At 54.0% G+C, this 21857-nt stretch carries 19 protein-coding genes; 5 read left to right on the forward strand and 14 right to left on the reverse strand.

What is annotated here, in order from left to right; genetic code table 11:
- The first annotated feature begins 6 nt into the window (after positions 1-6).
- Together IV04_RS00630 and IV04_RS00635 are read left to right on the forward strand one after the other, a co-directional pair.
- A complete protein-coding gene (locus IV04_RS00630; RefSeq protein WP_037401600.1) occupies positions 7-1404 on the forward strand; it encodes a cytosine permease in 1398 nt (465 codons plus the stop codon).
- The gene (locus IV04_RS00635; protein WP_037401597.1) at positions 1401-2330 is read left to right on the forward strand and encodes a PfkB family carbohydrate kinase; all 930 of its coding nucleotides are present in this window, start codon (positions 1401-1403) and stop codon (positions 2328-2330) included. The genes IV04_RS00630 and IV04_RS00635 overlap by 4 nt, the downstream gene beginning before the upstream one ends.
- Before the next feature lie 39 nt (positions 2331-2369).
- On the opposite strand, the gene IV04_RS00640 is transcribed toward IV04_RS00635, so the two are convergent.
- Positions 2370-3629 (reverse strand): nucleoside permease, encoded by a 1260-nt coding sequence (locus tag IV04_RS00640; RefSeq protein WP_037401595.1) that lies wholly within the window; start codon positions 3627-3629, stop codon positions 2370-2372.
- 84 nt (positions 3630-3713) lie between these two features.
- Positions 3714-4535, reverse strand: a complete 822-nt coding sequence (gene xapA / locus IV04_RS00645; protein ID WP_037401592.1) for a xanthosine phosphorylase — start codon at positions 4533-4535, stop codon at positions 3714-3716.
- A 130-nt stretch (positions 4536-4665) separates the two neighbouring features.
- Here xapA and IV04_RS00650 point away from each other — a divergent pair, with 130 nt between their 5' ends.
- The gene (locus IV04_RS00650) at positions 4666-5580 is read left to right on the forward strand and encodes a LysR family transcriptional regulator (RefSeq protein WP_037401590.1); all 915 of its coding nucleotides are present in this window, start codon (positions 4666-4668) and stop codon (positions 5578-5580) included.
- Here IV04_RS00650 and ftsP read toward each other — a convergent pair.
- The 3 genes from ftsP to parC all read right to left on the reverse strand — a co-directional run bounded on the left by ftsP (position 5577) and on the right by parC (position 10247).
- Complete coding sequence (gene ftsP / locus IV04_RS00655) at positions 5577-6992, reverse strand: cell division protein FtsP (RefSeq protein ID WP_037401588.1); 1416 nt, start codon at positions 6990-6992, stop codon at positions 5577-5579. The genes IV04_RS00650 and ftsP overlap by 4 nt on opposite strands.
- A gap of 70 nt (positions 6993-7062) precedes the next feature.
- Positions 7063-7797, reverse strand: coding sequence for a 1-acylglycerol-3-phosphate O-acyltransferase (locus IV04_RS00660; RefSeq protein WP_037401586.1), 735 nt, complete (start codon positions 7795-7797; stop codon positions 7063-7065).
- 176 nt (positions 7798-7973) lie between these two features.
- Positions 7974-10247, reverse strand: a complete 2274-nt coding sequence (gene parC / locus IV04_RS00665; RefSeq protein ID WP_037401583.1) for a DNA topoisomerase IV subunit A — start codon at positions 10245-10247, stop codon at positions 7974-7976.
- 339 nt (positions 10248-10586) lie between these two features.
- Here parC and IV04_RS00670 point away from each other — a divergent pair, with 339 nt between their 5' ends.
- Positions 10587-11168 (forward strand): NAD(P)H-dependent oxidoreductase, encoded by a 582-nt coding sequence (locus IV04_RS00670; RefSeq protein WP_037401711.1) that lies wholly within the window; start codon positions 10587-10589, stop codon positions 11166-11168.
- Between the two features lie 156 nt (positions 11169-11324).
- On the opposite strand, the gene IV04_RS00675 is transcribed toward IV04_RS00670, so the two are convergent.
- The 5 genes from IV04_RS00675 to IV04_RS00695 form a co-directional block, all read right to left on the reverse strand.
- Positions 11325-12398 (reverse strand): alpha/beta fold hydrolase, encoded by a 1074-nt coding sequence (locus IV04_RS00675; RefSeq protein WP_037401580.1) that lies wholly within the window; start codon positions 12396-12398, stop codon positions 11325-11327.
- A gap of 222 nt (positions 12399-12620) precedes the next feature.
- Entirely contained in the window at positions 12621-13091 is a 471-nt protein-coding gene (locus IV04_RS00680) for a cupin domain-containing protein (RefSeq protein WP_037401577.1), read from the reverse strand.
- 54 nt (positions 13092-13145) lie between these two features.
- Positions 13146-13568 carry a carboxymuconolactone decarboxylase family protein gene (locus IV04_RS00685; RefSeq protein WP_037401574.1) on the reverse strand — a complete coding sequence of 141 codons (423 nt, stop codon included), beginning with the start codon at positions 13566-13568 and terminating at the stop codon, positions 13146-13148.
- Between the two features lie 264 nt (positions 13569-13832).
- On the reverse strand, positions 13833-15272 hold the full coding sequence (locus tag IV04_RS00690; protein WP_051916505.1) for a heavy metal sensor histidine kinase: 1440 nt from the start codon (positions 15270-15272) through the stop codon (positions 13833-13835).
- An 11-nt stretch (positions 15273-15283) separates the two neighbouring features.
- Positions 15284-15976, reverse strand: coding sequence for a heavy metal response regulator transcription factor (locus IV04_RS00695; RefSeq protein WP_037403265.1), 693 nt, complete (start codon positions 15974-15976; stop codon positions 15284-15286).
- A gap of 261 nt (positions 15977-16237) precedes the next feature.
- Between IV04_RS00695 and IV04_RS00700 the strand changes: the two genes are divergently transcribed.
- The gene (locus IV04_RS00700) at positions 16238-17293 is read left to right on the forward strand and encodes an alpha/beta hydrolase (RefSeq protein WP_037403262.1); all 1056 of its coding nucleotides are present in this window, start codon (positions 16238-16240) and stop codon (positions 17291-17293) included.
- A gap of 106 nt (positions 17294-17399) precedes the next feature.
- On the opposite strand, the gene IV04_RS00705 is transcribed toward IV04_RS00700, so the two are convergent.
- The 4 genes from IV04_RS00705 to cpdA all read right to left on the reverse strand — a co-directional run bounded on the left by IV04_RS00705 (position 17400) and on the right by cpdA (position 21754).
- Positions 17400-18296 (reverse strand): LysR substrate-binding domain-containing protein, encoded by an 897-nt coding sequence (locus IV04_RS00705; RefSeq protein ID WP_037403261.1) that lies wholly within the window; start codon positions 18294-18296, stop codon positions 17400-17402.
- A 72-nt stretch (positions 18297-18368) separates the two neighbouring features.
- On the reverse strand, positions 18369-20264 hold the full coding sequence (parE, locus tag IV04_RS00710; protein WP_037403259.1) for a DNA topoisomerase IV subunit B: 1896 nt from the start codon (positions 20262-20264) through the stop codon (positions 18369-18371).
- 87 nt (positions 20265-20351) lie between these two features.
- Positions 20352-20927, reverse strand: coding sequence for an esterase YqiA (yqiA, locus tag IV04_RS00715; protein ID WP_037403258.1), 576 nt, complete (start codon positions 20925-20927; stop codon positions 20352-20354).
- The gene (gene cpdA / locus IV04_RS00720) at positions 20927-21754 is read right to left on the reverse strand and encodes a 3',5'-cyclic-AMP phosphodiesterase (RefSeq protein WP_037403257.1); all 828 of its coding nucleotides are present in this window, start codon (positions 21752-21754) and stop codon (positions 20927-20929) included. The genes yqiA and cpdA overlap by 1 nt, the downstream gene beginning before the upstream one ends.
- Positions 21755-21857: the final 103 nt, after the last annotated feature.

Below are 21857 nucleotides of genomic sequence, written 5' to 3' on the forward strand. Positions count from 1 at the left end.
CATAATATGAGTGAAATCAACCGCAATGAGACATGGAAAGTAGAAAGTACGGGGATTGACCGCGTGCCTGATGCTGAGCAGACCGGTAAACCCATCGAGCTGTTCTGGGTATGGTCAGCCGCCAACATCGGCATTCTTGGCGTAGTGTATGGGGCAATCATTGTTGCCTTTGGCCTATCGTTCATTCAGTCGATCCTGGCCGCTCTGGCTGGCGTCGCCAGCTTTATCTTGGTGGGTTACACCAGCTTTGCTGGCAAGCGTGGCCGTACCTCTACCCTGACCTTATCGCGGGTGATTTTTGGTCTGAAAGGCAATATGGCTCCCACCACCTTCAGTTGGATTAACCTGATGGGCTGGGAAGCCGTGAACGTGATTACCGGTACGCTGACGCTGGCGGCCCTGTTCCAGGCCGCAGGTATCGGTGCCAGCCATACCCTGACCGCCATCAGCCTGTTGCTGTTTGGCGGCCTGACCATCGTCGTCAGCCTGCTCGGCCAGAACACCGTGGTCTGGATGCAGAGCTGGTTCAGCCGGATTTTCGGTACCATGACCTTGATTGTGGTGCTGTATATTGTTTTCACCACCGAATGGGGCAAGGTGCTGTCATTGCCTTCCGGCAGTTGGTTGACCGGCTTCCTGCCTGCGGTTTCAGTGATCGCTGCCGGTACCGGTATCAGTTGGGCCATCGCCGGGGCGGATTACAGCCGCTATCAAAGCCCACAGTCTTCCGATAAAAGCATTTTTGCTGCCGTCATGGGGGGCGCTTGCCTGCCGCTGATGCTACTGATGTTCACCGGGATCCTGCTTTCGGTTCAACTGCCGGATCTGGCCAGTTCTGCCAACCCTATCGCGCTGATTGGCTCAGTGCTGCCGAAATGGATGGCTATCCCCTATCTGCTGGCCGCTACCGCCGGGATCGTCACCATCGCCGTGCTCAGCCTTTACTCTGCCAGCCTGAACTTGCTGACGCTGGGTGTAAAGGTGAAGCAATCGCTGGCAGTCTCTATCGATGCGGTGCTGGTGCTCGGCATTGCCATCTATGTGTTATTTGTTTCTGAAGACTTCCTGGGGCCATTTATCTCGTTCCTGGTGTTCTGTGGCGTGTTTCTGGCAGCGTGGGCGGCAATTTTTATCCTCGATTACGCCAAACTGCGCCGCCATCATGGTTACGATGCCAACGCACTGTATGGCCTGAATGGGCAGAATCGCGGTGTGCGTAAAGTCCCGCTGCTCTGCTGGTTCCTTGGCGCTTTCTGTGGGCTGATGGTGACCAAAACCGGCTTCATTGATGGCCCACTGGCCAAAGGCCTGTTTGCCGACTCCAGCCTCGGGCTGTTCGTTTCTTTCCTGGTCAGCCTGGTGGGTTATAGCCTGTATCTGGCCAAGTGCGGAGCACGCCGATGAGCGAATTCCTGGCCGTAAAACCGGTTCTGGTGGTCGGGGGAGCGGTGGGTGATGTGGTGCTCACGCTGCCACGCTTGCCCAGCAGCGGTGAGGATGTTGAAGCCGTGCCGCAGGATCGGCAAATTGGTGGTTGTGCCTTTAACGTCGCGCGGGCGCTGCGCCGCCTGAATGTCCCTGTTATCAACGGTATGCCGGTTGGCAATGGGGATTGGGGTGCCACCATTGAAAACACAATGCAGGAACTGGATATGCCGGTGTTACTGCGCCACGGCCAGATGGATAACGGCTGGTGTTTGGCACTGGTGGAACCTAATGGTGAACGCACGTTTATCACCATCACCGGCTGTGAGGCCCACTGGAATAAAGCACAGCTAGCCACTCTGCCGTTGGAGCCGGAAACCGTGGTTTATGCCAACGGTTATGAACTGGTGGGTGAACCCGGTGAAGCGTTGCGTGACTGGCTGACTCGCCTGCCGTTCGACCAGTGGCGGTTGATCGATCCCGGGCCACGCATTGGCCAGCTGGGTGCTGAATTCTTTGCCATGCTCAGCGACAGCCATACTCTGTTGACCCTGAACCGTGACGAAGTCGCACTTTTATGCGGTGAAGGCGACACAGTCAGCGCCGCTCAACGCTTCGCCAGCGCACATAACATTACGCTGATCTGCCGGTTGGATCGTGACGGTGCCTGGATTTGCGATGGCCAGCAGCCACCACTGCATGTTCCAATCTATCCGGTTGAGGTGGTTGATACCATCGGGGCGGGGGATGCCCACTGCGCTGGCTTGCTGGCCGGGCTTTCTGCCGGTTGGCCACTGCCACAGGCGGTCGATCTCGCCAACCGCGTTGCGGCCTGCGTGGTCGCTAGTCGCGGAGCCGCTGGCGCACCTGACTGGCAACAACTACAACAGCGCTTTCCTGCCTGATCCCTTCAGGGCCCGCGTTCTTACGGGCCCTAGCTCCACTTAATGTGCTTTTTGCATCTCTCCGGCAGCTTCCTCCGGCTGATGCTGGTAGTTGAACGTCAGCGCAAAGACAATCCCCAGCACCAGCGTATAGCCCGCAAACACCAGCCAGATGCTTTGCCAGTCTTTCACCCCGTCTTGGGTAAAGAAGTCCACCACCTTGCCACTGGCGATCGCCCCAACGTAAGCACCAGCACCGTTAACCATGCTCATAAACAAGCCTTGTGCGCTGGCCCGAATGCGGTGGTCGGCTTCTTTCTCAACGAAAATGGCGCCAGAAATATTGAAGAAATCAAACGCACAGCCATAAACGATCATCGACAACAGCAGCAGGATAAAACCGAACCCGGCTGGGGTGCCATAGGCCAGGAACAGGAAACGCAATGTCCAGGCCGCCATGCTGATCAACATCACCTGTTTGATACCGTATTTACGCAGGAAGAACGGGATCGTGAGGATGAAAAACACCTCGGAGATTTGCGACAGAGAAAGCAACACGGAAGGATAGCGCACGCTAAAGCTGTCCTGGTACAGCGGGTTGAGCGAGAAATCGTGCAGGAATGGGTTACCAAAAGTGTTGGTGATTTGCAGTGCTGCGCCCAGCAACATGGCAAACAGGAAGAAGATCGCCATACGCTTTTGTTTAAACAACACAAAGGCATCCAACCCCAGCAGACTGACCCAGCTTTGCGAACGCTTCACGTTACTGGTCGGGCAATGAGGCAAAGTCAGCGAATACGCCGCCAACACCAGCGATACTGCCGAAGCCAGGTAAAGTTGCATGTTACTCAGCTCAATTTTGCCAAAGCTGATCAACCACATCGCCAGAATAAACCCCACGGTTCCATAGACTCGTACCGGCGGGAAATCTTTCACCGTATCGCAACCGTGCTTTTCCAGGCAGAAGTAAGAAATCGCGTTGGAAAGTGCGATAGTGGGCATATACACCATGGCGTTGAACAGCATCACCCAAAACATCACTATCGGTTGATCGACCTGTGCCGCACAGTACAGTGCCACCGCACCAAGTAAATGACACAGGCCGTAGAGGTAATTGGCCTTGATCCAGCGATCGGCAATGATGCCTGCCAAACTCGGCATAATCAGCGCCGCAATGCCTTTCGAACTGTAAACCATCCCTACCTGCACTCCGCTGAAATGCAAGGTGTTGATCATATAAGAGCCTAAAGTGACCAACCACGCGCCCCAGATAAAAAACTGGAGGAAGATCATCACTTTCAATCTGGTTTTTATTGCCATTACCATCACCTTGTTATTCTGATTTAAACGATGATTTACGCGGCAAAGTAGGATTTGCCGCGGGGTATCTGATGGAAATAATACTTACAGCGTTTTGAAGAACTCACGGATCAGGCGCATAAAATCGTCTGCCGCCATTGCCGCGCAACTCAGCGTCTGTTCGTGAGAGAGAGGAGTATCCGACAGCCCTTCGGCGTAGTTGGTCATCGCCGACACTACCAATACCTTCAGGCCGCAATGGCGAGCAGAAAGCACCTCCGGCACGATCGACATCCCCACCACATCGCAGCCCAGCGTTTGCATCATGCGGATTTCAGCCGGTGTTTCGAAGTTCGGGCCGGTATAAGCAGCGAATACCCCTTCAGCCAGCGGGATCCCGGCTTTTTCTGCCACCTGCGCCAACTGCGCGCGCAGGTCACGATCGTAAGCATTGGCCAGGCTGAAGAAGCGTGGGCCAAAGCGCTCGTCATTGCTGCCCACCAACGGTGATTCTGGCATAAAGTTGATGTGGTCGGTCAGCGCCACCAGGCTGCCCGGTGCCACCGACTTACGCAATGAACCCGCAGCATTGGTCGCCAGCAGGAACTCACAGCCCAGCAGTTTGAAGGTACGAATGGCCGTGGTCATTACCTGCATGCCACGCCCTTCATAGAAATGCCCACGCCCTTTCATGCACAGTACCGGTACGCCCTCCAGCCAACCGGCCACCAGTTGCCCGGCGTGCCCCACCACGCTGCTTACCGGGAAGCCTGGTAGTTCGGTATAGTCAATGGTGACGGTATCTTGCATCACTTCGGCTAACGCCCCCAGCCCGGAGCCCAGAATCAAAGCTGCGCGTGGCTGAAAGCCCGGCACTCGGGTACGCAGAATATCCGCACAGGAAAAAGCATCATCTTGATTAAACATAGTATTCTCTTCTGTGAAAGGGTGGAGTATTCCCCATAGTAGAGAGCGATGGCGGGCAGCGACTAATACATTGTTGCCTGCTGATTTATTCCATTTACCTATAAATGACCGACACCGGAAGGCCTAACCAATGAAACAGCCACTGCCCGATCCAAGTCGGATTAATTTCCGCCTGCTGCATTATTTCCGCGTCGTCGCCGAGGAGATGAATTTCACGCAGGCGGCACGGCGGCTGAACATCTCCCAACCGCCGCTCAGCAAACATATCAAAGAGCTAGAAAGTCAGTTGGGCGTGGAGCTGTTCCAACGCACCACCCGTTCCATGACGCTGACGTTGGCAGGCCGTACGCTGTTTCATAATGTCGAGACGCTGCTGGATCAGGCGGGTAATGCACTGAATCAGGTACAGCAATTGGGGCGCGGTGAAGCCGGGCATATGGTGATTGGTATGGTGGGCACGTCGGTGTGGGGTGGCCTGATCCCGGCGCTGAAACGTTTTACTACACAAGCCAACAACGTGACGTGGGTGTTGAACGAACAGACGCCAAGCCAGCAGATCATTTCATTACAAAAACGGCATATTGATATTGGCGTCTGGCGCGAAGCCAGGCAACAGGCACTGCCGGGGCTATCCTGCCAACTGTTGGCCCGGGAGAGAATTGCGGTGGTGCTGCCGGTATCACATCCACTGGCGGACGGCACGGAGATCCCGCTGCACGCATTGCAGCATGATAAATTCATCGTGCTGCCGCCGCACGAAGCCAGTCTGGGGCTATATCTGCACAATCTGTGTCTGCAACAGGGTTTTGCGCCAGAAATTGCCCAGCAGGTCAATGAACCGCAAACGCTGATGGCGCTGGTCGCTGAAGAATATGGTATTACGCTGCTACCAGACAGCTACGGGCGCATTCCATGGCCCGGCGTGCGTTTTTGCCCGCTGCTGGCGGCACCCTCAGCCGATCTGTATGCGATCTATCATGCCGAAAGTGCCACACCGGTAGTGCGCGCGTTCCTGAAAATGCTACGCACGCCCCCAATGGCTTAAGATGCCCCCTGCGCCACCAACTGGCCGGTAGAACCGCGATCGGCCATCTCCAGCGTTTGGCTATAGAACAGGAACGGGAAATGCTCCGAGGATACCTGGTTGAAATACACCAATAACTCAACCTCACCATCCACCCAGACGGTATCTTTCCAGCCGCGATCTTCTGCCATCGGCGAGGCTCCGTTGACACGTTTCACCAGGAACTGCACACCTTGAATGTGGAAGGCCTGCGGAGTGTCGGCGCGGATCGTCCAGCGCTCCCAAGCCCCCTGCTGTGTTTGCACGTCAATACGGTTCATATCCCAGATCGTGCCATTAATTCCAGGCATCTTGTCGCCCAGAGTGAACTCACGGGAACGGCTGGCGCTACCGTCCAACAACTGATCCGGCAACAGGCGCGTTGGCAGGCTATCAGTGGCTAACGGCAACAGGCCAGTAGGTTTCAAAGTCAGCACCTGAGTAGAGACCAGCAGGTTGGAAGGCTCGAACAGACCGCGCAGGCGATCCATCAGGCTCGCCGCGTCACCCGCCGTAATGGTCACCTCGTCACCTTTCGACATGTCAATCAGCACTTCGCGGCGCTCACCCGGAGCCAAAGAAAGCTGTTGCACCGCTACCGGCGCTGGCAGGAACCCCTGATCGCTGGCAATCACGTTGATTGGGCGCCCATCGCTCAGTTGCAACTGATAGCGCCGGGAGTTGGAAGCATTCAGCAAACGCAGCCGCACCCAGCCACGAGAGACTTCGACATAAGGGTTTTGCACGCCATTCACCAGCAGCGTATCCCCCATAAAGCCCCCATGGGCTGGCGGGTTGTATTCAGGCGTGCCGAAATTATCCAAACGCTTGTCCTGAATGATCAGCGGGAAATCATCGACGCCATAATGGTTTGGCAACGGGAGATTTTTGCCGATCTCATCTTCAACCAGCCATAGACCGGCCAGACCGTTGTATACGTGCGGTGCCATCCGATTCGGGGTGTTGGCGTGATACCAGCAGGTAGCCGCCGGTTGGCGGATAGGTATGACTGGTGACCAATCAACGTTCGGCGCCATCATCCGTGGCGCACCGCCCATCAACGTCCCCGGCACCTGCAGCCCGCTGATGGTCATCGATACCGGCTCAGTCAGGCGGTTGCTGTAGATCAGTTTGACGTCATCACCGCTGTATACCCGCACCGTCGGCCCCAGATAGGTGCCATTAATGCCCCACACCGAGGCTTTACGGTTATCCATAAAAGCCCAGTGGGCGCGTTGCAGGGTTAAAAACAACGGCTGCCCACGGCGCGATTCCAACAGGGGGGGAATCGGTAACGGGGTCTGCTTTCCGCTCGCCTCAGCCCTCAGCGGCACGGCTCCAGCGCACAGCGCCAAACCCGATGCCTGAATAAACTGACGTCGACTGAGTGACATATCTTCTCCATGAAAACCAAACTGTATGAAAAAACCCCGGCTAACCGGGGCATTAGCCTGCTGAACGACTTTACTTCTGAGCGGCCTCTAACTGGGCAACTTCTGCATCCAGCTGTTCAATTTTCGCTTTCATCAGATCGCGACAATGGGCTGCCAGTTCACGCACCTGCTCTTTACCGTAAGAACTGACATCGACCGGCTCCAGCATCTCAATGAGCACATGACCGTTATTCCAGCGATTCAAGTTGATCTTGCCGTTAGTGTTGGAAACACAAATTGGCACGATCGGTACTCCGGCAGCGATCGCCGCGTGGAACGCACCGGTTTTGAATGGCAATAATCCACGGCCACGGCTGCGGGTACCTTCTGGGAACATCCAGATGGAAATGTCTTTTTCCGCAAAAGCCTCCACCACCTGAGCGATGGTGCCGTGTGCCTTGGCACGGTTATCCCGATCGATCAGCAGGTTACCGGTCAACCAGTAAAGCGGGCCGAAAAATGGGATCCACACCAGGCTTTTCTTGCCGACCGTCACGGTGCGCGGCTGTACAACATTGGAAACCGTCACCATGTCGTAGTTATTCTGGTGGTTGGCAATATAGATACATTTGCCGTTATTGGCTGCTCCGGCGGGTTTACGCATCGCCACCTTGATACCAAAGACCTTTGACAGACGGCCAAACAGGTGGCCAAAAGTCGCCACATGACGGGGGTTACGTGGGCTGAACAGACAGTAGATCGAGCCAAAAATACAGACTAAAATGCAATATATCGTGACAATAATCACACGCAATATCAATAACATGACCACCTCATTAGCACACTGCTGACGCAGCACTTTACGTCCTTGCTGTTTTCGCTATTTTCCCGCCAGCAGACGAACGGCACAATACATTTATACAGCGGAACCCCACAATTCGGGGTTTTTGGGGTAGAAAACGGGCGCAACCTGTTACGCCCGCATGGCTACCTGATACGGGTTTATTCTTCGCTATCACCCGGCAACGCACGCTCCGGCATATCCAGCTCAACCCGATCGATGCGTTGCAGGCCGCGCGGCAACAAGGTGCCTTTACGGCCACGCTCCGCGCGGAACTTCTGCAGGTCTTCCGGCCTTAGCGTCAGTTTGCGTTTGCCAACGTGCAGAGTAATCGACGTATGCGGCGGCAATACAAACAGCCAGCTCAGTTTGTCTTCGCCCGAAGCCGCCTGCGCCGACGGTATTGAGACAATCTTGTTGCCCTTACCTTTCGACAGCTGCGGCAGATCGGCTACCGGGAACATCAGCATACGGCCTGCAGCGGTAATCGACAGCAGCATGTCGTCAGCACCGTGGATCTCGAGTGGCGGCAGTGCCTTAGCGTTATCCGGCAGGGTAATCATTACTTTACCCGCACGGTTGCGCGCCACCAGATCGCTGAAGGTACAAACAAAACCGTAACCGGCATCGGAAGCCATCAGCAGTTTCTGCTCATCAGCCGCCATCAACACCTGTTCAATGACCGCACCCGGCGGTGGCGTCAATTTGCCGGTCAGCGGTTCACCCTGCCCACGAGCAGACGGCAGCGTCAGCGGATCGAGTGCATAACTGCGCCCGGTGGAGTCGATAAACACCACCGGTTGATTGCTCTTGCCACGCGCGGCGGCCCGGAAGCTGTCACCGGCTTTGTAGCTCAGCCCGGCAGGATCAATATCATGGCCCTTGGCACTGCGCACCCAGCCCATTTCAGACAGGACAATCGTCACCGGCTCAGAAGGCACAAAATCATGCTCGCTCATCGCTTTGGCTTCTTCACGCTCGGTCAACGGCGAACGGCGATCGTCACCATAGGCCTGGGCATCAGCCTGAATCTCTTTCTTGATCAGCGTGTTCAGCTTGCGTTCAGACGCCAGCAGCGCTTGCAGGTGATCGCGCTCTTTCGCCAACTCGTCCTGTTCACCACGGATCTTCACTTCTTCCAGCTTGGCCAAGTGGCGCAGCTTCAGTTCGAGAATCGCTTCAGCCTGGGTATCAGAAATGCCAAAACGCTGCATCAATACCGGCTTTGGCTCATCTTCACTGCGAATGATGTGGATCACTTCGTCGATATTGAGGAACGCCACCAGCAAACCTTCCAGAATGTGCAGACGTTTCAGCACTTTTTCCAGGCGGTAGTTGAGGCGACGACGCACGGTATCGCGGCGGAAAGCCAACCATTCGGTGAGGATCTCTAACAGCCCTTTCACCTGTGGGCGGTTATCCAGGCCGATCATGTTCATGTTGATGCGGTAGCTACGCTCCAGATCGGTGGTGGCAAACAGGTGGTTCATCACCTGATCCAGGTCGATCCGGTTGGAGCGCGGCACGATCACCAGGCGGGTCGGGTTCTCGTGATCCGACTCATCACGCAAATCCTCCACCATCGGTAGCTTTTTGGCACGCATCTGGCTGGCGATCTGTTCCAGCACCTTGGCACCAGAAACCTGGTGTGGCAGTGCGGTGATCACCGCGCTACCGTCTTCTTTCTTCCAGATAGCGCGCATACGCACCGAACCACGGCCATTCTGGTAAATTTTGCGGATTTCATCACGCGGGGTGATGATTTCAGCTTCCGTCGGGAAGTCCGGCCCCTGAACGAGTTCCAGCAGGTCTTCAAGCGAGGCCTCTGGTTTATCCAGCAGCGCCACGGCGGCGGCGGCCACTTCACGCACGTTATGTGGCGGGATGTCGGTCGCCATGCCGACGGCAATACCCGTGGTGCCATTGAGCAGGATATTCGGCAGACGCGCCGGTAACATCTTCGGTTCCTGCATGGTGCCATCGAAGTTCGGCACCCAGTTGACCGTGCCTTGGCCCAGTTCACCCAGCAAGACTTCAGCGTATTTCGACAGGCGCGATTCGGTATAACGCATAGCTGCGAAAGATTTCGGGTCGTCCGGTGCCCCCCAGTTCCCTTGGCCGTCTACCAATGGGTAGCGGTAAGAGAATGGCTGCGCCATCAGCACCATCGCTTCATAGCAGGCACTGTCGCCGTGCGGATGGTATTTACCCAGCACATCGCCCACGGTACGGGCCGATTTTTTGAATTTAGCGCTGTTGTTCAGCCCCAGTTCCGACATCGCATAGATGATGCGGCGCTGTACCGGCTTTAAACCATCGCCAATATAAGGTAGCGCCCGATCCATGATGACGTACATGGAGTAGTCCAGATAGGCTTTTTCAGTGAAGGTGTGTAGCGGTAAACGCTCAACACCGTCATGAGTCAGTTCACTCATTACTCAAATATCCTCAGACCGTGGCTTGGCTATGCCTGACAATGGGGCGCCGCTATCGTTCACAAAAACAGCGCCCACAATTTATGGGTTGTCGATTCTGGTCGCGATAGTAACTCATCTGCAGGGTGGCTGTCACAGATGGCGCGTTGACCTCAATAATTTCTCTATTCTATGCAAAACCTTGCCATCAATGGCTTTCATTCTTGACTCATAGTCAACACTGTTGTGCGCCAGTTCGCATTTTTCCCTTGCACATAAAGGATTACACTCCGTTTCAGCAATATGGCTGCGGCATTCCGGCGGCGGCTATTTACCGATTCTAACAAGGGCAGCGTAGCGATGAGCAATATCCTGATTATTAACGCCAAGAAACAATTCGGCCATTCCAATGGCGAACTGAACCAAACCCTGAGCGACGTAGCGGAAAGTTTTCTGCGCGATGCCAAGCACGATGTACAGGTTACCGTGGTTGATGATGGCTACGACATTGAAGCCGAAGTCCAAAAATACCTGTGGGCCGATGCGGTGATCTATCAGATGCCAGGCTGGTGGATGGGCGAGCCTTGGATCCTGAAAAAATACATCGATGAAGTGTTCACCGCTGGCCACGGCAGCCTGTATGCCAGCGATGGCCGCACTCGCGCCGATGCGGCGAAAAAATACGGTTCCGGCGGCCTGATTCAAGGTAAGAAATATATGCTGAGCCTGACCTGGAACGCTCCGCTGCAAGCCTTTACCGATCCGGAGCAGTTCTTTGAAGGTGTGGGCGTTGACGGGGTTTACCTGCACTTCCACAAGGCCAACCAGTTCCTGGGAATGGAAGCCCTGCCGACCTTTATCTGTAATGATGTAATTAAACAACCGGATATTGCGGGTGATATTGCACGCTTCCGCGAGCATCTGGGTGAAGTGTTTGCTTAGTCATTAGGTTCCGGAGCATTTCCCTCCCGTTTGGAGCGTCTCTTTTCGGTTTAATTGTGTGAAAAAATTCATGCGGTTTGCCTGCTTTTACATTGATGCGGAATGCGCTCCGCTATCAGCAATAGTGGAGTCACCAACGACTCCACTATTTATTTATCACTGAAGATTTTTATCTTTCAGGAATTTTGAGACCAGATCGGCGATTTCAACGTTATTCAAATCAGAGAAGGGGAAATGAGTATTTCCTTTAATACCGATTTCCGGCAGATGGATAACCGTCACGTCTCCGCCATATTTATTCACTACATCCCGCCATTGACGCGCCACAGCCAACCGGGCGCGCCAGCTATCCTGTGCAGGCAAGGCCGTCGGTTTATCCGGGATATTGTCGCCGTAGATAATCAGCACAGGGATTTTAGTCAGTGCCATAAACTGATCCAGGGGCACCGATTCCCCTTTTACGGTATCAAAGGCGTTCTTCATTGGCGGCGGGACTTCGCCTTGTGGAAAGACAAAGCTGCTGCCAGGTTCAAACGCGACTATCCCTTTTACGTTGGCGTTCTTCATCGCCGTAAACCAGCCGGGGCCACCCCCCTGAGAGTGGGTAAACAGAATGGCCGGGCCGGATCTACCCACGACGGCTGACATGGCATCTGCAATCACATTGATATCAAAGGGACCGGTGTTGGGGGTCATCTGACGATAGTACTGGTTTAATGTCTCTTTATCGTGGGAGAACTGTACGCCCTCGAAGAAATCAGGCCAGACCCCCAGACGAAACTGATTAAACCAGAGTTGCTCATCGGCAATCGGTTTGACGGTTCCCTCCACCATACTGCGCCCAGCGTTCCCCCGACGTGGTTGATCAACCAGATAGGTCGAGAAACCACGGCGTAAGAAGATGTTCTGAAAACCCTCGCGGCCGTCCGGTGTGCTTTCCCATGTTCTGGCGGACTGTCCAGCACCGTGCAACATCACAATCGGATATTTGTTTGGGTTCTCTGGGATTTGATAAAACACAGAGGCGTGATCGCCATGATAGGTCTGGCCTGTCGGATCCAGCGGTTTTTTCGCATCAAACTGCCCTGGTGTCGTAACGACAGTACCACCTGCGGCAAAACTTCCCTGAGACAGGATTACCAAGGGGTTTGTAGGGGCAGCAAAGGCAAATTGAGAAGCCAATCCGCCAACCAACATACAGGCGGCGAGTATTTTCAGTAAGGTTTTCAATATATTTTCCTCATGTCATCGCGGATAACTGAATCATAGAGAGATTTTCACAAATGACTATGCTGTTAAAACGAATGAGTTAATAAGCAGGGCTAATTAATGGATAGGCTTTTTGCATCTGATATCAATAATATTTTTGAGCTCAGTGTATTTCACTGGTCTGCCGTTCATGAATATCTCAGTGCAGTCCTGTTTCAGCGAAAATGCAAAAACCGTATTTCATTATTGTGGATACTGGTCGTCCGTAACTTTTTCCATCCACGTCACGGTGTTACCGTCCTGTGATTCTGAAACAGCAATATGCGCCATCGGCTCTGTTGCGGATGCGCCATGCCAGTGTTTGACACCCGGTGGGATCCAGACCACATCGCCGGTTTTGATTGGCTGGGCCGATCTCTCCCATTCCTGTACCCAACCCGTGCCGGAAGAGACGATGAGTGTCTGTCCAAGGGGATGCGTGTGCCAGGCTGTTCGTGCTCCGGCTTCAAATGAGACGGTTCCCCCAGAAATTCGGGCCGGGGCAGAGCCTTTAAACCGTGAGTCAACCTTGGCCGTGCCGGTAAAGTACTCAGGAGCCCCCTGTGTTGTGGGTTGTGAGCCCGCAGGGCTGACGGTCACTGCCTCCTGCGTTGCGGCAATAGCCTGCGTACCGGGCAGTAAAAGCGCCGCCAGTGTGATAAGGAAGATTTTCATATCTATTCAATCCGTTAACGAGAGAAATACCCATTAATCCATTGCAGAAAAAAACTATTTCCCTTCTTTAAACACTTCTTTTGCAATGGATATCGCTGTTACTGCCGTTGGCCACCCTGAATAGAAAGCAAGCTGGGTGATGGTTTCGACCAACTCTTCCTCAGTGACACCGTTCTGGCGCGCCAGACGCAGATGAGAACGCAACTGGTCAGGACGATCCATTGCCACCAGAGCACTGACGGTCACCAGGCTCCGATCACGTTTTGAGAGCTGTGGCCGTTCCCAGATATCGGCATACAGGACATCGTCAGTGAGTTGCGCCATCTTGGGGGCGATATCCCCCATCAATTGTTGCGCCCGAGACGGTTTTTCTGTTTTATTTTTCGCCGCATCCTGCGCGTGAGCAAAGGTGGCCATTGAACCGGCAAAGGTAAGAGCGGTGCAGAGCAGGTACTGCTGAATCTTGTTTTTCATCATCCATTTCCTTTGTTATCGGCACGATTAAAGATGGGAGGGTTAGGTCGGTGACGATAACGTGAGTTTACAGAATGCTTCATGTCACCAGGCTGACCGCTGCCTGACAAGTTTGTCAGAATCGGTGCTGAAGCTATTTTCACCAAAGGAAAGGGAGGTTTTTGTGATAAGCGAAGGCTTGTGACAACGCGAATATCGAGTGAATACAGGTTATGCGGTGATTGATTACCCCTTAAGCAAAGCGAGTTAAGCCATAATTAGACGTTCTTAATTTTTAACCTGCGCTGCGATGCCAAACCTCACATAACGATGTGCCTCTTTTTCAGCGAGTTCACTGTTTATGGCGAGAGTCAGCCCGAAGGTATTGATCCCATTCTGGCTACTGGCAAACACATCGCCACGATGCATTATCGCCACCGCCCTGACGATGGAAAGTCCGAGTCCATGGTGTGTATCACTGCGTGTACGGGAAGGATCAGCACGATAAAAACGTTCAAACAAACGTTTCAGGTGCTCATCTGAGATGGCTGCCCCCATATTGGCGACCGCGATGGAGGCCAGATTATTCTCTCTGCCGATCGTCACCTTCACGGTGGTACCAGGAACAGCATGCCGGGCACTGTTTTCCAGTAAATTCGCTAGAGCGCGGTGGAAAAGTCGCCGATCAATGCGTGCCGTGAGATCTCCCTCGACATGAATAGACAGGTTTTTTTCAGCAAAGGACGGCTCCACATACTCCGTAGTCTTGTAGGTCTCTTCACTCAGAGACACGTCGGTTAACTGGGTTGCATGTTCCCCAGCCTGAGCATGGGAGAGGAACAGCATATCGTTGACGATAGAGGTCATTCTCTCGAGTTCTTCCAGATTGGACTCCAGTAACTCCTCGAGTTCATGTGTTTCGCGTTGCCGTGACAAGCCGAGCTGTGTTTGCCCCAGCAGATTGGTCAGCGGGGTTCTCAGTTCATGAGCCACATCGGCGTTAAAACTTTCAAGTTGTCGCCAGGCGATTTCCTGCCGTTCGAGTACGCCATTGAATGCCACGGCCAGCTTTTGCAGTTCCTCCGGCAGCGTTGAGGTATCCAGGCGCTGCCCGTAATTTCCCGGTGCGAGGTGATGGGCCTGAGCGCTGAGTTTGTTGACAGGGCGCATGCCTATTCTGGCAATCACAAACCCTAACTGGGCCACTAATAAAACACCGATTGCGCTGATGAAGATCAGTGTACGGGTAAATTCATTCAGGGTACCCATATACGGTGTGGAGTCGATAGCCACTACATAGCGCAGAGCGGGGCGCTCCCCTTGGGCAGGAATTTCCGACATCAATAAAAACAGAGAGCATGACTCTTCTGTGGCACCGGGAACTTTGCTGAATCCTTTGCTCAGCGAAGCCCAGGTTACCCCGCTAGGTGGCGGGCCACCCACCTGAAGCCGGGGATCTTCACTGAGGATCCAATACTGTACGCGGCCACCCTCAGCCGTGGCCAAATCGGTAAATTTGGTCGTCAGCGTTTGCCAGCCGTCCAGCGTGGTGCGGGAGAGGATCCAGGGAGCCATCAGCGACTCCCTGAACTGCAATTCGTTATGCATCTGCTTTTGCAATGAATCATGCAGGGAGCTTCGCAGCACAATACCCAGAACTAACACGATCAGTATGGAGGCCAAGGCAAACATCAGCGCCAATCGTCCAGAGATAGAACGCTTAATCATGATAATTCTCTCTATTTAACCTGGCGTTCGGGGCGGGTTTCAAGGACATACCCCATGCCGCGCACCGTATGTAGCAGTTTGACCGGGTAGGGTGCATCAATTTTCGCCCTCAGGCGTTTTATCCCGACCTCAACCACATTGGCATCACTGTCAAAATTCATGTCCCAGACCTGCTCTGCAATCATCATTTTTGAAAGGATCTCTCCTTGATGTCTGGCTAACAGGCTTAACAGAGCGAACTCTTTTGCGGTCAGTTCAAGACGTTCACCGGCTCTTGTTACACGCCTTGCCAGCAGGTCCAGATGCAGATCGTTAATGTGCAATTGAGTGACATCTACGCCATCACTCGGACGCCGCCGCAACAACGCCTGGATACGGGCAACCAGTTCAATCAGCGAAAAAGGTTTAGGCAGATAGTCGTCTGCACCCTGACGCAGACCCTTGACACGTTCATCAACCGAACCGCGAGCAGATAACATCAGCACCGGGGTTTGCTTGTTGGCGCGCAGACCTTCCAGAACACTATAACCATCCATGCCAGGTAACATGACATCCAGCACAATCGTATCGTAATCATACTCAAGGGCCAGGTACAATCCGTCCGTACCGTTGGCTGCCACATCTACGGTAAAACCCAGTTCGCTGAGTGCGCGATTGATATAGGAAGACGTCTTCTCCTCATCTTCTACCAAGAGTAACCGCATATTCGTGTCTCCCTTACCCATCAGGACAATAAACGCCTTATTTCACTTATCTTATCGGTTGATGACCAACACCAAGCTGACATTTTCCTGACATTCTTGTCAGAAAAGTATTTTTCTAACTGACAGAAATGTTATCTGGCCGTCATGCTGATGTCAGCATGCCCCCCGTAGACTACCTGTAAACTTACCCCTCGCCAAAAAGACCAAAAGGAGTGTCGGGGTAATACGTTGTTTATTTTAGATATCTGGAGGATTCTTTAAATGAAATACAACGTTTTTAAAACAACATTATTAGCGGCAGCGATCACTCTTTCATCTGGGGGCGCAATGGCAGCAGATTATAAATTAAATCCGTTTACGTTGACCTATGACGGTGCGATTACTGAAAACGTGAAAGGAAAAGTCAATATTCATCCGGTCACTTACAAATTGAATGGGCTGGACATTGCCGCCAACGTGTATACCCCGGCGAATTATGAGCCCGCTAAAAAATACCCGGCAGTCGTTGTAGCTCACCCCAATGGCGGCGTGAAAGAGCAGGTTGCTGGCTTATATGCCCAGCGTCTGGCAGAACAGGGCTACATTACCATTACTGCTGATGCGGCGTATCAGGGCGCGAGCGGTGGTTTGCCCCGTAATGTCGACAAACCGGCGTACCGGATTGAAGACATTCACGGCATGGCAGATTTCATCACCCAGTATCCTGGCGTAGACACCGTCCGTTTAGGCCTGCTGGGCATCTGCGGAGGGGGAGGCTACTCCTTGAAGGCAGGGCAAACCGACAAACGATTTAACGCCATTGCTACGTTGAGCATGTTTGACTCTGGCCTGGTCAGACGCAACGGTTATCAAGATTCACAACTCGCCACGATACAAGAACGTCTAAAGCAAGCCTCTGATGCGCGAGCACAGGAGGCCGCTGGCGGTGAGGTTATTTATCTGGGGGATGCCAAGCTGACGGATGAACAAATTGCCAAACTGCCGTTTGACCTTTATCGGCAAGGTTTTGAGTACTACGGCAAGACTCACGCCCATCCCAACTCGACCTTCAGATACACCGCCAGCAGTCTGCTCGATTTAATGAGATTCGATGCGGCAAGCAATATGGATTTAATTAATAAGCCGCTATTGATGATAGCAGGCAGTAAAGCTGACTCTCTGTATATGAGTGAAAAAGCGTTTAAAGGCGCGAGCAACGCGAAAGATAAGGAACTGTTCCTGATTGACGGTGCAACCCATATTGAAACCTATTGGAAGCCGGAATATGTGAATCAGGCCGTGGGGAAACTGGATCAGTTTTACGGCAAAAACTTATAAGAATAAAACGACTCACCCTCTCTTATCTTGCGTCAACACATGCGGATAAAAGTATCACGTTGTCTGTTATGCCGCTGCCATGATCATTTCTATGGCAGCAGAGTAATTATAAGGTCTGCCCATCAATATGCGCGCTAACATAGTCCAGAAAACAGGTGATACGCGCCGCCAGTTGCGTATTGCGGTAATACACCGCATTGATTGGTTGGCGCACATCCAGCGTTTCTTCTTCTAACAGCGTCACTAACCGCCCTGCACGCCGATCTTCACGGGTCATAAAATCCGCCAACTGCACAATCCCTACCCCGTGCAACGCCAACTGCCGCAGCGTTTCGCCGCTGGAAGCTGATAATGTCGGGGTAATGGCGAAATGTTCCGCCTGCGGGTTACGCAACGGCCACTGATTCAGGGATTCTGGCTGGGTGAACCCGAGCAGGCAATGCTGACTCAATGCGTCAACGCTGCATGGAGCACCGAAACGGGCAATATATTCCGGGCTGGCGAGAATGCGTAACCGGCTGGCACCCAGCAGGCGCGCATGGATGGTTGAGTCGCGCAGCGCGCCGATGCGGATGGCAATATCGGTACGTTTCTCCAACAGATCGATAATCTGGTTATCAGTATGCAGTTCCAGCTCAATCTGCGGAAAATGTTGGCGAAAACCGGCCACCAACGGCACGATAACGTGTTCCATAAAGGGGGCTGCAGCGTTGACGCGCAACCTGCCAGCCGGGAGCTGGCGGCGCAGCGCCATCTGCTCTTCAGCGTTCTCGACCGAATGGATAATCTCGCGTGCATGCGCGAGAAAACTCAGCCCTTCTTCGGTCAGTTCCAGGCGGCGGGTAGTACGGCGTAATAAGGTAGTATCGAGCTTTTTTTCCAGGCGGCTGAGCGCGCGACTGATACCAGAGGTGGTCTGGCCGAGGTGTTCGGCGGCTGAGGTTATGGAACCACTGTCAACCACCGCGATGAACGCCTGTAATTCTTCGAGGGTAATCTTCATCCTTTCCGCCCTGAATATCACAGCGCCTCTCTGGAGCCGATGTTGGGGCCGTGGGACACCGGCCCCAACGCCTCAGACCGTCAGCTCGGCGGTGTCACCTTTGTCCTGCAGCCAATTGCGACGATCTTCCGAGCGCTTTTTGGCCAGCAGCATATCCATCAGCGCCATAGTTTGGTCCGTATTCTCCTCATCTATGGTCAACTGCACCAGACGACGCGTATTGGGATCCAAGGTAGTTTCACGCAGCTGTAGCGGGTTCATCTCACCCAGCCCTTTGAAACGCTGAACGTTTGGCTTGCCTTTCTTGCGCTTCAGCTGCTCCAGCACACCGGCTTTTTCTTCTTCGTCGAGGGCATAATAGACTTCTTTACCCAAGTCGATGCGGTACAACGGTGGCATTGCCACGTACACATGCCCACCTTTGACCAACGCGCGGAAGTGGCGCACAAACAGCGCGCACAGCAGCGTGGCAATATGCAGGCCGTCGGAGTCCGCATCCGCCAGGATACAGATTTTGCCGTAGCGCAGTTGGCTGAGATCTTCACTGTCGGGATCGATGCCGATCGCCACCGAGATATCATGCACTTCCTGCGAGGCCAGCACTTCGTCAGAAGATACTTCCCACGTGTTCAGGATCTTGCCTTTCAGCGGCATGATCGCCTGATATTCACGATCGCGCGCCTGTTTGGCCGAGCCGCCCGCCGAATCCCCTTCCACCAGGAACAGTTCGGTCATGCTCAGATCCTGCGAGGTGCAATCCGCTAACTTGCCCGGCAATGCAGGCCCGCTGGTCAGCTTTTTGCGCACCACCTTCTTCGCCGCACGCAGGCGGCGCTGGGCGCTGGAGATCGCCAGCTCGGCCAGTTGTTCAGCCGCCTGTACGTTCTGGTTCAGCCACAGGCTAAAGGCGTCTTTCACCACGCCTGAAACAAACGCCGCGCACTGGCGTGAAGACAGGCGCTCCTTGGTTTGCCCGGCGAATTGCGGATCCTGCATTTTCACCGACAAGACATAAGCACAGCGATCCCAGATATCTTCGGCAGAAAGCTTCACGCCGCGCGGCAGAATATTGCGGAATTCGCAGAATTCACGCATCGCATCCAGCAACCCCTGACGCAAACCGTTAACGTGCGTACCGCCCTGCATGGTCGGGATCAGGTTGACGTAGCTTTCCGTCAGCAGTTCGCCGCCTTCCGGCAGCCACAGCAGCGCCCAGTCCACCGCCTCAACATCACCGGCAAAGTTACCGACGAAGGCTTTTTCCGGCAGGGTGACCAAGCCATTTACCGCTTCCATCAGATAATCAGTGAGGCCATCCTGATAGCACCAGCGTTGTTCGGTGTTGTTCACCTTGTCGATAAAGTAGATTTCAACGCCGGGGCACAGTACTGCTTTGGCTTTCAGCAAGTGAGAAAGGCGTGAGACCGAGAAGCGTGGGCTGTCGAAAAACTGCTCGTCTGGCCAAAAATGCACGCTGGTGCCGGTATTGCGTTTGCCGCAGGTGCCAGTAATCGTCAGATCCTGCACTTTGTCGCCATTTTCAAAGGCGATGCTGTACACGTTGCCGTCACGGCGCACGCTGACTTCTACGCGCTTTGACAAAGCGTTCACCACCGAGATCCCTACGCCGTGCAGGCCGCCGGAAAACTGGTAGTTTTTGTTAGAGAACTTGCCGCCCGCATGCAGGCGGCACAGGATCAGTTCCACTGCGGGCACGCCTTCTTCCGGGTGGATATCCACCGGCATGCCACGACCATCATCAATCACTTCCAGCGACTGATCGGCGTGCAGGATCACGTCGATACGCTTGGCATGGCCTGCCAATGCTTCATCGACGCTGTTATCAATCACCTCTTGGCCGAGGTGGTTCGGGCGCGTCGTGTCGGTATACATGCCGGGACGACGGCGCACTGGTTCTAGACCGCTGAGTACTTCAATGGCATCAGCGTTATAGCTGGATTGAGTCATCGTTGATTATTTTTCGTGGTTAAGGGGAGGTGCCGGAACCGTCTGTCTCTTCAGTATATACCCGCCATACTTGAAGTTGCAGCGGTGTTATAGCCCTAAAAAATCCACAATCTGGGGGAAGTAGTGTTCGAAACCGACGAAGGCGTGGTTTCCACCTGACTCCACCGTTTGCCGACAGGCGCTGTAATAAGCCACGGCCTGCCCGTAATCGAGGACTTCATCGCCCGTTTGCTGTAGCAACCAGATTAAATCCGGCGACTCCAAGGGATCGATCTGCATCACTTTCAGATCGTAAACGTGGCGTGACTCTAACACATATTGCTGGCCGGTGTAGGGGTTCTCGTTTGGCCCGAGGTAATCGAGCAGCAGTTCAAACGGCTTCACTGCCGGGTTCACCACCACGGCGGGCAAAGCAAAACACTGCGACAACCAGGTCGCGTAATAACCCCCCAGCGAAGAACCCACTACGCCCAGCATCCGGCCTGCACGTTCCATGACCAGATTCTCAAGCATTTCAGCGGCCTCTTCCGGGTAAGGCGGCAACTGTGGCACCAGCATAACGATCTCGGGATGATGTACAGCCAGCCACGCTTTGAAAGAGGTCGCTTTAGCCGAGAGCGGCGAGCTGTTAAAACCATGCAGATAGAGCAATGTTGAAGGCATCAGTAGCCGTCCGAATCCATGTCGGGGCGGAAGTCATCGTTTTCCAGCCGGAATACCTGAGTTTCTACACGCCCATCGGGCAGCAGATCAAGGTAGCGCCAGCCTGGAGAGACTTCGTCAATAGTAAAATTGGTACAGTGTGGTTTGAATTGCACACAGGTTGAAGGGGATGCCAGCAGGCGACGCCCTTGCCAGTCAAGATCCAGCTCCTGGTGAATATGGCCGCACAGCAGGGTATTCACTTTAGGATAACGCGCCAGTACCGCAGCCAGCATGTGCGGGTTGCGCAGGCTGTGTTGATCGAGCCAGGTGCAGCCAGAAGGCAATGGATGATGATGCAGCAACAGCAGCGTATAGCGATCCGGGTGAGCCATCAGGCCACGCTCCAGCCATTCCAACTGGTAGTCGCTCAGTTCGCCGTAGGGCACCCCGAAAACCTGGCTGTCCAACAGCAGCACCTGCCAGTTATCCCCCAGCAGAATATGCTTGGAAGGCGCAATTCTGGCAGCCGCCAGCGCATCGACCATCGCCGGTTGGAAATCGTGATTGCCCGGCAACCATGCACAAGGAGCAGGCAAGCGAACAATCCCTTCAGCAAAATGACGGTAGGCCGCTTGGGAATGATCCTGTGCCAGATCGCCGGTTGCCACGATCAAATCACACGCCCGCTGTTGGGCGATAATGGCATCCAGCACGGCGTGATAGCTGGAATAGGTATTGATGCCCAGCAAAGTTTCACTTTCGCCGGCAAAAAGGTGGGTATCTGTAATTTGCAGGATCCTGACCGCTTCCCCACTCGCCACGGGCAGTTTCAACAGGCTTTCCAAATGGTGTCCTTTGTTATTGCAGTCTGTCTTTACCCGTCGTCTTTCAAGCTGTAACGTTGTTGACTGCGCTCGTTCACCGCAGTCACTTAGCCATCGAAGCTCC

The organism is Serratia sp. Ag1 (assembly GCF_000743355.1).
Taxonomy (GTDB): Bacteria; Pseudomonadota; Gammaproteobacteria; order Enterobacterales; family Enterobacteriaceae; genus Chania.